Origin of the sequence: Polaribacter sp. Asnod1-A03 (assembly GCF_045063585.1) — a bacterium.
Classification (GTDB): Bacteria; Bacteroidota; Bacteroidia; order Flavobacteriales; family Flavobacteriaceae; genus Polaribacter.
Map to the genome: position 1 here is coordinate 3,541,315 of NZ_JBEFOE010000009.1, position 13,605 is coordinate 3,554,919.

General features: G+C 30.1%; 14 protein-coding genes. 13 read left to right on the top strand and 1 reads right to left on the bottom strand.

The genetic code is table 11. The annotated features are described in order from the left end of the window. Positions 1-3: 3 nt before the first annotated feature. The 11 genes from ACJJVY_RS15915 to ACJJVY_RS15965 all read left to right on the top strand — a co-directional run bounded on the left by ACJJVY_RS15915 (position 4) and on the right by ACJJVY_RS15965 (position 11,008). A complete protein-coding gene (locus ACJJVY_RS15915) occupies positions 4-1,251 on the top strand; it encodes a peptidase U32 family protein (protein WP_405611097.1) in 1,248 nt (415 codons plus the stop codon). Beyond that, positions 1,251-1,481 (top strand): ferredoxin, encoded by a 231-nt coding sequence (locus tag ACJJVY_RS15920; RefSeq protein WP_405611100.1) that lies wholly within the window; start codon positions 1,251-1,253, stop codon positions 1,479-1,481. Before ACJJVY_RS15915 ends, ACJJVY_RS15920 begins: the two co-directional genes overlap by 1 nt. A 310-nt stretch (positions 1,482-1,791) precedes the next feature. After that, on the top strand, positions 1,792-3,273 hold the full coding sequence (locus tag ACJJVY_RS15925) for a stage 0 sporulation family protein (protein ID WP_405611103.1): 1,482 nt from the start codon (positions 1,792-1,794) through the stop codon (positions 3,271-3,273). Then, positions 3,248-3,748, top strand: a complete 501-nt coding sequence (locus tag ACJJVY_RS15930) for a gliding motility lipoprotein GldH (protein WP_405611106.1) — start codon at positions 3,248-3,250, stop codon at positions 3,746-3,748. The genes ACJJVY_RS15925 and ACJJVY_RS15930 overlap by 26 nt, the downstream gene beginning before the upstream one ends. A 65-nt stretch (positions 3,749-3,813) precedes the next feature. Continuing rightward, positions 3,814-6,087: a penicillin-binding protein 1A gene (locus tag ACJJVY_RS15935; protein ID WP_405611109.1), complete on the top strand. Its 2,274-nt coding sequence runs from the start codon at positions 3,814-3,816 to the stop codon at positions 6,085-6,087. A gap of 47 nt (positions 6,088-6,134) precedes the next feature. Continuing rightward, positions 6,135-6,836 (top strand): CoA transferase subunit A, encoded by a 702-nt coding sequence (locus ACJJVY_RS15940; RefSeq protein WP_405611112.1) that lies wholly within the window; start codon positions 6,135-6,137, stop codon positions 6,834-6,836. A 3-nt stretch (positions 6,837-6,839) separates the two neighbouring features. Beyond that, a complete protein-coding gene (locus tag ACJJVY_RS15945) occupies positions 6,840-7,493 on the top strand; it encodes a 3-oxoacid CoA-transferase subunit B (RefSeq protein WP_405611115.1) in 654 nt (217 codons plus the stop codon). A 1-nt stretch (position 7,494) separates the two neighbouring features. Beyond that, the gene (locus ACJJVY_RS15950) at positions 7,495-7,722 is read left to right on the top strand and encodes a hypothetical protein (protein WP_405611118.1); all 228 of its coding nucleotides are present in this window, start codon (positions 7,495-7,497) and stop codon (positions 7,720-7,722) included. Positions 7,723-7,769: 47 nt separating this feature from the next. Further along, entirely contained in the window at positions 7,770-8,531 is a 762-nt protein-coding gene (locus ACJJVY_RS15955; protein ID WP_405611121.1) for an exodeoxyribonuclease III, read from the top strand. 6 nt (positions 8,532-8,537) lie between these two features. Beyond that, positions 8,538-9,848, top strand: a complete 1,311-nt coding sequence (locus ACJJVY_RS15960; RefSeq protein ID WP_405611124.1) for a transglycosylase SLT domain-containing protein — start codon at positions 8,538-8,540, stop codon at positions 9,846-9,848. Between the two features lie 173 nt (positions 9,849-10,021). Continuing rightward, positions 10,022-11,008, top strand: coding sequence for a DUF4837 family protein (locus ACJJVY_RS15965; protein WP_405611127.1), 987 nt, complete (start codon positions 10,022-10,024; stop codon positions 11,006-11,008). Between the two features lie 68 nt (positions 11,009-11,076). Here the strand turns inward: ACJJVY_RS15965 and trpS are convergent, their stop codons facing one another. Continuing rightward, on the bottom strand, positions 11,077-12,045 hold the full coding sequence (gene trpS / locus ACJJVY_RS15970; protein ID WP_405611130.1) for a tryptophan--tRNA ligase: 969 nt from the start codon (positions 12,043-12,045) through the stop codon (positions 11,077-11,079). A 154-nt stretch (positions 12,046-12,199) separates the two neighbouring features. Between trpS and ACJJVY_RS15975 the strand changes: the two genes are divergently transcribed. Together ACJJVY_RS15975 and ACJJVY_RS15980 are read left to right on the top strand one after the other, a co-directional pair. Next, positions 12,200-12,991, top strand: a complete 792-nt coding sequence (locus ACJJVY_RS15975; RefSeq protein ID WP_405611133.1) for a lysophospholipid acyltransferase family protein — start codon at positions 12,200-12,202, stop codon at positions 12,989-12,991. After that, entirely contained in the window at positions 12,963-13,601 is a 639-nt protein-coding gene (locus ACJJVY_RS15980) for a hemolysin III family protein (protein ID WP_405611136.1), read from the top strand. Before ACJJVY_RS15975 ends, ACJJVY_RS15980 begins: the two co-directional genes overlap by 29 nt. Positions 13,602-13,605: the final 4 nt, after the last annotated feature.

Below are 13,605 nucleotides of genomic sequence, written 5' to 3' on the forward strand. Positions count from 1 at the left end.
ATCATGCAAAAAATCGAACTAATGGCGCCAGCTGGAAACTTTGAAAGTTTACAAGCGGCTTTAGATAATGGTTGTGATTCTATTTATTTTGGAGTAGAACAACTAAATATGCGTGCAAGAGCTTCTGTCAACTTTACTTTGGATGATTTAGAAGAAATAGCAAAAAGATGTTCAGAAAAAAATGTTAGAACTTATTTAACATTAAATACCATTATTTATGATCATGATTTATCAATTGTAAAAACATTGATAAAAAGAGCAAAAGAAGCAAATATTACGGCTGTAATTGCCATGGATCAAGCTGTAATTTCTATGGCAAGAGAACAGCAAATGGAAGTTCATATTTCTACTCAGATAAATATTACAAATATAGAAACTGTAAAATTTTATGCACTTTTTGCAGATACCATTGTGTTAAGTAGAGAATTGAGTTTGCGTCAAGTAAAAAAGATTACAGAAGCTATAGAAAAAGAGCAAATTAAAGGCCCTTCTGGAAGATTAATTGAAATTGAAATTTTTGGTCACGGAGCTTTGTGTATGGCTGTTTCTGGTAAATGTTATATGAGTTTACATTCATCAAATTCATCAGCAAATAGAGGAGCGTGTAAGCAAAATTGTAGAAAAAAATATACAGTTATCGACCAAGAAACTGGTTTTGAAATGGAGTTGGATAATGAGTATATTATGTCTCCAAAAGATTTGTGTACCATTGATTTTTTAGATCAGGTTGGAGATGCAGGAATCAAAGTTTTAAAGATTGAAGGAAGAGGAAGATCGCCAGAGTATGTTGCCAAAGTAATTAAATGTTATAGAGATGCAATTGATAGTTTAGCTGCAGGAACTTACGATAAAGAAAAAGTAATTTCTTGGATGCAAGAACTAGAAAAAGTCTACAATCGTGGTTTTTGGAATGGATATTATTTAGGACAGAAATTAGGAGAATGGAGTAAAGAATCTGGTTCTCATGCAACGCAAAAGAAAGTCTTTTTAGGTAGAGGAGAACATTATTTTGATAAAGCTAAAATAGGTCAGTTTAAAATTGATGCGTATGATGTAAATATTGGCGACACTATTTTAATTACAGGCCCAACTACAGGAGGTCAAGAAATGGAATTAAAGCAAATGTTTGTAAATGATATTCCTTCAGAAAAAGCAACCAAAGGAGATGAAGTTACTATGAAATTAGACTTTAAAATTAGAAGATCAGATAAATTGTATAAAGTTGTAAAAACTGAATTTTCAACAAACTAATGGTTGTAATTACGTTACAAAGAAAAAAATGTATTGGTTGCAATTATTGTGTTGAGGTTGCGCCAGAACAGTTTCAAATGTCTAAAAAAGATGGTAAATCTGTGTTGTTGCATTCAATAGAAAAAAAAGGTTTTTTTACAATTAAGTCATTTGATGAATCTATTTACGATTGTTCAGTTGAAGCAAAAAAAGCCTGTCCTGTTAAAATAATTGAGGTAAAACAAGTTTAATCATAGTATTAAAAAAGTTTTATACGAATTCTAATTAAATCAAAACGAATTCTAAAGCACATAGAAATTAAACAAAAACTTAAATTATATTTGATGTATAATTAAATAAATAAGTAGTTGTGATAACTTTTGTTTATCTATTTTTTCATTCTTTAAGAATGCGTATATTTACGAATTAGTGAAAATCAGGAGGGTTTATTGTATCTAATTGATAATCAATTTATGAATCATACGTTTTTTAATTTTTAGTCTGTGTTTTTATCAAAAACTTTCAGTTAAATATTAGAAACTATATAATATATATACTTACATGGCATGTGGAAGTTGTGGTACAACAGAAAATGGTGTACCTAGAGGTTGTAAAAGTAATGGTAATTGTGGGTCTGGCAGTTGTGGTAGTGGTAGTCAAAAATTAGCAGTTTTTGATTGGTTGTCTAATATGACATTACCAAGTGGTCAAGAAAGATTTAACATTTTTGAAGTTCGTTTTAAAAACGGAAGAAAACATTTTTATAAAAATGTAGATAATTTACCTATAACAATGGGGGATATTATCGCTGTAGAAGGAAATCCGGGTCATGATATCGGTACTGTTTCTTTAGCTGGAGAATTGGTAAAAGTGCAAATGAAAAAGCACAAAATTACTGAGGATCATGAAGATGTTAAGAGAATTTTTAGAAAAGCAAGCCAGAGAGATATTGATATTTGGCAAACAGTAAGGGGTAAAGAAGAAGAGACACAAAGAAGAGGAAGAGAGATTCTTGGTAAACTAGGTCTAGAAATGAAATTGTCTGATGTTGAGTATCAGGGAGATGGTAATAAGGCAACGTTTTATTACACAGCAGATGCAAGAGTAGATTTTAGACAGTTAATTAGAGATTTGGCAAGTGCATTTTCTATTCGAGTAGAAATGAAACAAGTAGGAGCAAGACAAGAAGCTGCAAGATTAGGTGGTGTTGGTTCTTGTGGTAGAGAGTTATGTTGTTCTACTTGGTTAACAGATTTTAGAAAAGTAACAACATCTGCTGCACGTTATCAGCAATTATCTTTAAATCCGTTAAAGTTAGCGGGACAATGTGGTAAACTTAAATGTTGTTTAAATTTTGAATTAGATACTTATTTGGACGCCTTAAAAACGTTTCCGAAACAAGATGTTGTATTAAAAACAGAAAAAGGAGATGCTGTATTTGTTAAGATGGATATTTTTAAACAACATCTTTGGTATACTTATAAAGAAGAACGTTTTAAATGGTTTCGATTAACTTTAGATCAGGTTTTAGAAATAATTGATTTAAATAAAAATAATGAGAAATCTATTTCGTTAGAAGAATACGAATCTGAAATTGAGATTCCTGTAAAGGTTGATTTTGAAGATGCAGTTGGTCAAGATAGTTTAACTCGTTTTGATGCGCCAAAAACTAGTAAGCGTAAGAGAAATAATAGAAACAGAAATAGAAAAAAACCTGTTGCTGCAGTTGCTAATAATAATAGCAATACAAAACCAAGTCCTAGACAAAGGCCAAATCCTAATCAAAAAAGAAAGCCTCAGGCAAGGAAACAAACAAATCAGCAACCAAAACAACAGCAACAGAAGCCAGAAGCAAGTCAAAAGCCTAAGCCGAAACCAAGGCCTAGACCAAGAGCTCAGCAGAAGCCAAAACCAAAACCTCAAGGAAATGCGAATGCAAATAAACCAGAAGGTGAAGTTAAAAAGGTAAATAAACCGAGAAGGAATAATAGAAATCGTAAAAATAACAACCCTAAAAATGACAACAGTTCTGAAAAGAAGTAGTTTTCTAATTGTTTTATTATCTATTTTTTTAATGTTTTCTTGTAGTGATGCTATTGATTTTAATGAATATAAATCAATCGATAAACAAGGATGGAAAGCAAATAAGAAAATATCATTTAAGGTTGATGTAAAAGATACTATTTCACCTAAAAATTTGTTTATCCATCTTAGGAATAATAATGATTACCAGTATAGTAATTTATATTTAATTACAGAGCTTAATTTTCCTAATGGAAACATTGTTGTTGATACTTTACAGTACGAAATGACAGATGAAACAGGCCGATTTTTAGGAACAGGATTTTCAGAATTAAAAGAAAATAAATTATTTTATAAAGAGAAAAAGGTTTTCCCTATTCCAGGAAAATATGTGTTTAATGTACATCATGCAATGAGAAAAAATGGTGACGTTAATCCGATTGAATTTTTAAAGGGAATTCAGGATGTTGGTTTTAGTATCGAAAAATTAGAATAAATCGCTGTTTTTACAGTAAATACAAATTATTGAAATCTCAACAATGTTGAGAAACCGTTTTTATTATGGCAAAGAATAAAAAAATAAGTTTTAAAAAGTATCTTAAATGGTTTTGGGGAATTGTTCTTGGAGGATTTTCTATATTGATATTAATATTTTTATTTGCTTCATGGGGTTTATTAGGAACATTACCAACTTTTGAAGAATTAGAAAATCCTGAAAATAATTTGGCAACAGAAGTTATTTCTTCTGATGGTAAAACTTTAGGAAAGTATGCTAAAGAAAATAGAACTCCTATAAAATATAAAGATTTACCACAAAATATTGTAGAGGCTTTAGTTGCAACAGAAGACGAGCGTTTTTATGAGCATTCTGGTATTGACTTTAGAGGTACAGCAAGAGCTGTTTTAAAACCAGGAAGTGGTGGGGCAAGTACAATTACGCAGCAGTTAGCAAGAATGTTGTTTACAGGAGAAAAATCTAGAAATAAAGTAAAAAGAGTTCTTCAAAAAGTAAAAGAATGGGTTGTTGCTACTAAATTAGAAAGGCAATATACTAAGCAAGAAATTTTAACAATGTACTTAAATAAGTACGATTTCTTAAATCAGGCAGTAGGTATTCGTTCTGCAGCACGTATTTATTTTGGAAAAGAACCGAAAGAATTAGATGTAGAAGAGTCTGCAATGTTAGTGGGGATGCTAAAAAATTCTTCTTATTTTAATCCTTTAAGAAGAGCTGCTTTAGTAAAACAACGAAGAAATGTAGTTTTAAAACAAATGACGCGTAATGATTTTATATCATTAAAAGAAAAGGATTCTTTACAACAATTAGATTTAGGTTTAGATATTCATAAAGAAGGGCATAGTGATGGTTCTGCAACTTATTTTAGAACACATCTACAAAAGTTTTTAAGAACATGGGTAAAAGAACATCCCAAACCTAATGGAGAGCAGTATAATATTTTTAGAGATGGTTTAAAGATTTACGTAACTATAGATTCTAGAATGCAAAAATATGCAGAAGAAGCTGTACGAGAACATGTATCTAATTTACAATCTTACTTTTTTAAGGAACAAAAAAGAAATAAAACAGCTCCTTTTTATGATTTAGAACCTTCTCAAATTAAAAGAATTTTAGAAAGAGGGAAAAAAAATTCTGACAGATATAAAAGATTAAAAATTGCAGGAAAGTCAGAAAAAGAAATTGATAAAATTTTTGAAACAAAAACAGAAATGAGTGTCTTTTCTTGGAAAGGTGATATTGATACAATAATGTCTCCCATAGATTCTGTAAGATATTACAAGTATTTTTTACGATCAGGATTATTATCAGTAGAACCACAATCTGGTCATATAAAAGCATGGGTTGGTGGTATAGATAACAAACATTTTAAATATGATGCGGTTGCACAGCAAAAAAGACAAGTAGGTTCTACATTTAAGCCTTTTGTTTATGCTACAGCAATTAATCAATTAAAATTATCTCCTTGTGACGAGTATCCAAATATACCTTATACAATTCCGCAAGGTAAATATGGAATAGCAGAAGCTTGGACTCCAAAAAACTCTGACGATGAATATGGAGGAATGTTAACCTTAAAAGATGGTTTGGCAGGATCTGTAAATACTATGTCTGCAAGATTGATAGATATGGTTTCTCCAGAAAATGTTGTTCGTTTAGCAAAATCTGCAGGTATAGAAAGTAATATTCAGGCAAACCCATCTATAGCATTGGGTGCAGTAGAATTATCTTTGTATGAAATGGTGAGTGCTTATTCTACTTTTGCTAATAAAGGTTTAAGAGTATCTCCTATGATTGTGACAAGAATAGAGGATAAAAACGGAACAGTTTTAGAAGAATTTACACCAGAAACTAAAGAGGTTTTAAGTGAAGAATCTGCTTATGTAGTGTTAGATTTATTAAAAGGTGTAACGCAATCGGGTTCTGGAGTTCGTTTAAGACTTCCTTGGGAAAAACCAGGTTATGTAACAGGTTATCCTTATAAATTTATAAATCCAATAGCAGGTAAAACAGGTACAACTCAAAATCAGTCTGATGGTTGGTTTATGGGTATTGTACCCAATTTAGCAACTGGTGTTTGGACTGGTGGAGAAGAAAGATCAACACACTTTGCAGGAATAGCAAAGGGACAAGGAGCAACAATGTCTTTACCTACTTGGGCATTGTTTATGAAAAAATGTTATGCAGATAAAACGCTAAATATTAGTCAAGAAGATTTTGAAAAACCAGAAAATTTAACAATTAACATAGATTGTAGCGGAAAAGACGTTGATGATGAAGAAAAAATTGTAGAACCTGAAGAAGATATTGATTTTTAATTTCATACAGATTTAGTATCTTGTAAATCCGTTAAAAATTATAAAAAATGATCAACAAAAAAGTAGATAATGTTAAAGATGCTTTGAAAGGTGTTAAAGACGGAATGACTTTTATGTTAGGCGGATTTGGTTTGTGTGGTATTCCAGAAAATGCAATTGCAGAATTAGTTAAACTAAATATTAGAGAGGTTACTTGTATTTCTAACAATGCTGGTGTAGATGATTTTGGGTTGGGTTTATTGCTTCAAAACAAGCAGATAAAAAAGATGATTTCTTCTTATGTTGGCGAAAACGAAGAGTTTGAAAGACAAATGTTGTCAGGAGAATTAGAAGTAGAGTTAACACCACAAGGCACTTTAGCAGAAAAATGTAGAGCAGCACAAGCTGGATTTCCGGCATTTTATACACCTGCAGGTTACGGAACAGAGGTTGCGGAAGGAAAAGAAACTAGAGAGTTTGATGGTAAAATGTATGTTTTAGAATCTGCTTTTAAAGCAGATTTTGCATTTGTAAAAGCTTGGAAAGGCGATGCTGCTGGTAACTTAATCTTTAAAGGAACTTCTAGAAATTTTAATCCTAATATGTGTGGTGCGGCAACAATTACAGTTGCTGAGGTAGAAGAGTTAGTACCTGTGGGAGAATTAGACCCAAATAATATTCACATTCCAGGGATATTTATTCAAAAAATTTTTGAAGGAAAAAATTACGAGAAAAGAATAGAACAACGAACTGTAAGACAAAAAAGCTAGGTTATGTTAGATAAAAACGGAATAGCAAAAAGAATTGCACAAGAAGTTCAAGATGGTTTTTACGTAAACTTAGGTATTGGCATTCCTACTTTGGTAGCCAATTACGTAAGAGAAGATATAGAGGTAGAATTTCAAAGTGAAAATGGTGTTTTAGGAATGGGACCTTTTCCTTTTGAAGGAGAAGAAGATGCAGATATTATAAACGCGGGTAAACAAACTATTACAACAATGCCTGGAGCAAGCTTTTTTGATTCTGCACTTAGTTTTTCTATGATTCGTGGTAAACACGTAGATTTAACAATTCTTGGTGCAATGGAAGTGGCAGAAAATGGTGATATTGCCAACTGGAAAATTCCAGGGAAAATGGTAAAAGGAATGGGTGGAGCAATGGATTTAGTTGCTTCTGCAGAAAATATTATTGTAGCCATGATGCATACAAATAAACGTGGAGCATCTAAAATTTTAAAAAAATGCTCGTTGCCTTTAACTGGTGTTGGTTGTGTTACAAAAGTTGTGACTAATTTAGCGGTTTTAGAAGTAAAGAATAATGAGTTTTACTTATTAGAAAGAGCTCCAGGAGTTTATGTAAAAGAAATTGAAGCAGCAACGGAAGGAACTTTAATTATAAATGGAGAAATACCAGAAATGAATATTTAGTATGAAATTATTTAAAAAAGTATATTGGTTAATTTATCCAATTTTGATTATTGTTTTTATGTGGATTTTCGATTTTGTTTATACAACAGATAGCTTTCCATTAAAAATAGGAGTTTGTAGTGTTGTTGCCTTTATTTTATCACCAAGAAAGAAAATAATTTTAACACAAACAGGCAAAACAAAACAAATAAAATGGCTTTTTTTAAAGGAACCAATTATTTTAGATTAATAATTAAAGTGAAGAGTATTTCTCTTTTAGAGAATTAAAAAAGATAAATGAAGATAATATCATACAACGTAAACGGAATTAGAGCCGCATTAAAAAAAGGATTTTTAGATTGGTTAAAAGCTGCAAATCCAGATGTAATTTGTATTCAAGAAACCAAAGCACATAAAGAGCAATTAGATGTAACTGAGTTCGAAAACGCAGGTTATCCTTATCACTATTGGTTTTCTGCGCAAAAAAAAGGATATTCTTCGGTAGCTATTTTTTGTAAAGAAAAACCAAACCATATAGCTTACGGAACAGGTATTGAAACTATGGATCTTGAAGGTAGAAATCTTCGAGTAGATTTTGATGAAGTTTCTATAATGAGCTTGTATTTACCTTCCGGTACCAATGCACAAAGACTAGGATTTAAGTTTAATTATATGGATGAATTTCAAGAATACATCAATAATTTAAAACAAGAAATTCCTAATTTAGTAATTTGTGGCGATTATAATATTTGTCATAATGCAATTGATATTCACAACCCAAAAATGAAAGGTGTTTCAGGTTTTTTACCAGAAGAAAGAACTTGGTTGGGAGCGTTTATAAATAGTGGTTTTATAGATAGTTTTCGTTATTTAAATCCAGAAAGACAAGAATATTCTTGGTGGAGTTACAGAGCAAATTCTAGAGCAAATAATAAAGGTTGGCGCTTAGATTATGCAATGGTTTCTGATCCTTTAAAAGATAAAATAACAAGAGCTTATATTTTGCCAGAAGCTAAGCATTCAGATCATTGTCCAATTGCCCTAGAATTAGATATTTAATAATTTATGAACAAATTTTTATTCCTATTATTTTTTAGTATTTCTGTTTTTAGTCAACAAGAAAATAATAGTAAAAATACAGATAGAGACACTATACTAATAGAAAACGATTCTATAATTAACCCTGTAAAAGAAAGCTATTTTTCTGATAGAGAGTTAGATATAATAGATAGTTTATTGATAAATCAAAAGTTTAATTCATCTTTAATAGATACTTTAGAGTATGTAATTGATGATATAGATATTATTGGGAATACAAATAAAACATTAACTACAGATTTATTAAAGACTAGGCTTGCTAGTTTAAATAGCAAAACACCTTTTGATTTGGAGTTTAATCCGGCTTTAGAAAAAGTAATTAATAGTTACTTATTACGTAGAAAAAAATATTATCCAGCTTTAATGGCGAAAGCAAAATATTTTTTTCCGATGTTTGAGCAATATTTAGATCAATATGACATTCCTTTAGAAATGAAATATTTAGCTATTGTGGAATCTGCTTTAAGACCGAGAATAAAGTCTAGAGTTGGTGCAACAGGCTTATGGCAGTTTATGTATGGTACAGGAATAGAGTTTGACTTAAAGGTAAGTTCTTATGTAGATGAGCGTCAAGATCCTGTAAAATCTACCATTGCTGCTTGTAAATATTTAAGTCAATTATTTACCATTTTTGGTGATTGGGATTTGGCTTTAGCGGCATATAATTCTGGACCTGGAAATGTAAGAAAAGCAATAAAACGTTCTGGCGGATTTAAAAATTATTGGAATATAAGACCCTATTTGCCAAGAGAAACAGCTGGTTATGTACCTGCTTTTTATGCAACTATGTATATTTTCGAATATGCGAGTGAGCATAATATATATTCTGATTTACCAAAGTTTTTTAACTTTCAGACTGATACAATTCAAATTAAGAGAACTATTGGTTTAGACCAAATTTCCGAAAAAATTAATATTGATGAAGAGGTGTTAACAGAATTAAATCCTTCTTACAAATTAGATATTATACCTTATGTAAAGGATAGAAATTATGCCTTGCGATTACCGAGTAATAAAGTGGTAGAATTTTTAGATAAAGAAAAAGAAATTTATGCTTTAGCTGATGCAGATGATGCAAGTAGAGAAAAACCTTTACCAAAGTATTTTGAAATGGATCAACGTATTCGATACAAAGTACAAAGTGGAGACTATTTAGGTAAGATTGCTAATAAATTTGGAGTTCGTGTAAGTGAGTTAAAAAGATGGAATGGTTTAAAAACCAGTAGATTAAAGATAGGTCAAAGATTATCTGTTTATCCAAGAAAAATAGGCTCATAATTAATATTATTAATAGAAAAAAGCAGTAGAATTGCCTTTTTTTATAATAAATATTGATTATTGCATTCTCATAAAAAAAATAAAACGTTTCTTTAGATAAAATTAAAGAATGGAACAGTATTTGTTAATATAAAACCAATAATCAAACTCAAAAGTATTTAAAAGTTAATCTTATGAAAAAAATATTTACACTAATATTATTTACAATCTTATTAGTTTCTTGCAATGGGTCATCAGATAAATATGTTTTAAGAAGTTCTGTAGGTAAGGTAAATAAAGTAATGGTTGTTACCCAATCTAGCGATTGGAATGGTGATATTGGTAAAGAAATAAGAAATTCTTTTGGAGAACTTATGGTTGGTTTGCCTCAGCCAGAGTCTACCTTATCTGTTTCTCAAGTAGCACCAAATGGTTTTAATACTATGATGAAGGTAAGTAGAAATATTATGATAATTGGTGTTTCTGACAAAGAAGAGTTTTATATCAAGAACGATATTTATGCAAGTCCGCAAACCATTGTTTATGTATATGCTAAAGATGATGCAGGTGTGGTTGCTTTATTTAAAAAGCATGAAAAAGAAATTATTAAGACTTTTTTAGAATCAGACATAAGATACACACAAAATCTTTTCTCTAAAAGTAAATTAGATGAAACACAGTTTAAAACAATACAAAATTTAGGGATTTCATTAACAATTAATGATAAATTTAACTACGTAGATGATACAGGAAATTTTTTATGGTTACGTCAGCATTTATCAAGTGGGATAGCAAAAACAGGAAGTAACAATATTTTAATATACTCGGTACCTTTAGAAGATGGGATTCAGGTTTCTGATAGTATTGTGGCTATTAGAAATAAAATTGGTAAAGAACATATACCAGGTTCAGATGCAGAAACAATGTATATGATTACAGAAGAGGCTTACACTCCTTTTACTTTTGATGCAGAGATAGATGGTAAGATAGCTTATGAAACTCGTGGAAAATGGGAGGTTAAAAACGATTTTATGGCGGGTCCTTTTATAAATTATACGGTAGTAGATGAGAAAAATAAAAGATTAATTGTTTTTGAAGGATTTACATATGCGCCATCTGTAAATAAAAGAGCATTTATATTCGAATTAGAAGCGATTGCCAAATCGATGAAGATTAAGTAGAAAACATAATTTATAAAAAAAACCGAAAGTAATAACTTTCGGTTTTTTTTATGTTGATAAGTTAGCTTTTAATAACCTATTTTAGCTCTAACTCTTTTAAGAACATCATTAGCAACTATTGTTGCTTTTTTTGCACCTATTTCTAAAGCAGCATCAAGTTCATGTTTATTTTCCATAAAATGATTGTATCGTTCTCTTATAGGAGCAAATTGCTCAATAACTAATTCATAAAGTGCTTGTTTTGCATGACCGTAACCATAATTTCCGCCTTCATAATTAGCTCTCATTTCTGCAATTTGTTCATCTGAAGCTAATAATTTATATAAACCAAAAACGTTATCAGTATCTGGGTTTTTAGGCTCTTCTAAACCTAAGCTGTCTGTTTTAATAGACATTATTTGTTTTCTTAACTTTTTATTTGTTAAGAAAATATTGATAAGGTTATTTCTAGATTTACTCATTTTTTCACCATCAGTTCCAGGTACTAATTTGGTGTTTTCCTGTATTCCTGCTTGTGGCGGAACCAAGGTTTCGCCAACGATATTGTTAAATCTATTGGCAACATCACGTGTCATTTCTAAATGTTGTAATTGATCTTTACCAACAGGTACAATTTCTGCATCATATAATAAAATATCAGCAGCCATTAACATTGGGTAGGTAAATAAACCTGTATTTACATCACTTAACCTATCAGATTTATCTTTAAAACCATGTGCTAATGTTAATCTTTGATAAGGGAAAAAACAGCTCAAATACCAAGTTAATTCAGTTACTTGTGGTATATCGCTCTGTCTGTAAAATATAGTTCTGTTAATATCTAAACCACAAGCAAGCCAAGTAGCAGCAACACTATAAGTGTTTTCTCTTAATAAATCTCCATCTTTAATTTGTGTTAAAGAATGCATATCTGCAATAAATATAAAAGATTCATTTTCTGGGCTATTAGCCATTTTTATTGCGGGTAAAATGGCACCTAATAAGTTTCCTAAATGTGGTGTTCCTGTACTTTGAACTCCGGTTAAAATTCTAGACATTAATTCGTTTTTTATCTTTTTTATTTGAGAAATTTTAAAATTTCTCTGTAGAGACAAAAATAAGCTTTTGTTTATGAAAACCAATCAAACAAAAGAATATTAGTATTTTTGCAGACTTAAAATCTTATTTTTTTAATTAACACTTACTAGTATTGTGAAGTATATTAAAATTCCTTTTCTTCTAATTTGGCGTTTATGGTTTTATGTTTTAATGATTGTATTAATCCTTTTAACGTCTCCTTTATTATTTGTGTTTACACTAAAAGAGGAATACTATCATTTGTTATGGAAAGTAATGAGGTTTATTTCTAAGAGTTTAGTTTACGGAATGGGTTTTCGTATAAAAAGACAATTTGATAAAAGAATTCAATCTGATAAAAGTTATATGTTTTGCCCAAATCATACTTCTTTAATAGATCCTTTTTTATTAGTAATACTAAGTAAAAATCCAATTGTTTTTGTCGGTAAAAAAGAGTTGGCAAAGATTCCTGTTTTTGGTTTTTTTTATAAGAAAGCAATTATTGTAGTAGATAGAAGTAGTGCAGAAAGTAGAAAAAGAGTTTTTAAAGAAGCAAAAAGAAGATTACAAAACGGAGTAAGTATAGCAATTTTTCCTGAAGGATTAGTGCCAACCGAAGATGTAGTTTTATCACCCTTTAAAAAAGGCGCTTTTAGTTTAGCTATAGAATTTAAGATACCGATTGTACCACAAGTTTATTACGATTGTAAACGTCTATTTTCTTGGAATTTTTTTAAAGGAGGTGTAGGAGTTTTAAGAGTACATCAACATAAATTTGTAGAAACTAAAGATTTTACTTTGGATGATATGGATGATTTAAAAGACAAAACATTTAATTTGATGTACAATGATTTGTTGAATGATAAAAAATATATGAAAGATACAAATAGACCTAATAATGAGCGAGAATTTAAATCACCTTTATAGTAAAAAAGAAGAAAACTTAAATATTTGGTCTCACGGTTTAGGTTTTTTGGCAAGTGTTATTGTGTTTCCTTTTTTAATTTTAAAGGCTTTTACTTATCAAGAGTTTTGGCAAATAACTAGTTTTGTTGTTTATGCGTTTAGCTTAATCATTTTATATGCAGCTTCTACTTTCTATCATGCTGCAAAAGAACCAAAAAGAAGAAGAAAATTAAATATTTTTGATCATACTGCAATTTATGTTTTAATTGCTGGTAGTTATACTCCTTTTTGTTTGGTTGCTTTAAACTCTAATTTGGGTTGGTATATGTTTTTAGCAGTTTGGCTTTTTGCTTTAACAGGTATTATTCTAAAGCTTTTTTTTACCGGTAGGTTTGATAAACTTTCTACAGCCATGTATTTATTAATGGGGTGGCAAATAATGTTTTTTGTAAAACCTTTAATGAACGCTTTGTCTAGTTACTCTTTAAAAATGTTAGTTACTGGCGGAATTTTTTATACAGTTGGTGCAATTTTATATTCTATTAGAAAGTTACCTTATAACCATGCTATATTTCATGTATTTGTGTTATTAGGCAGTATCAGTCATTTTTTGGCGATTTATTATTTGTAAAAAA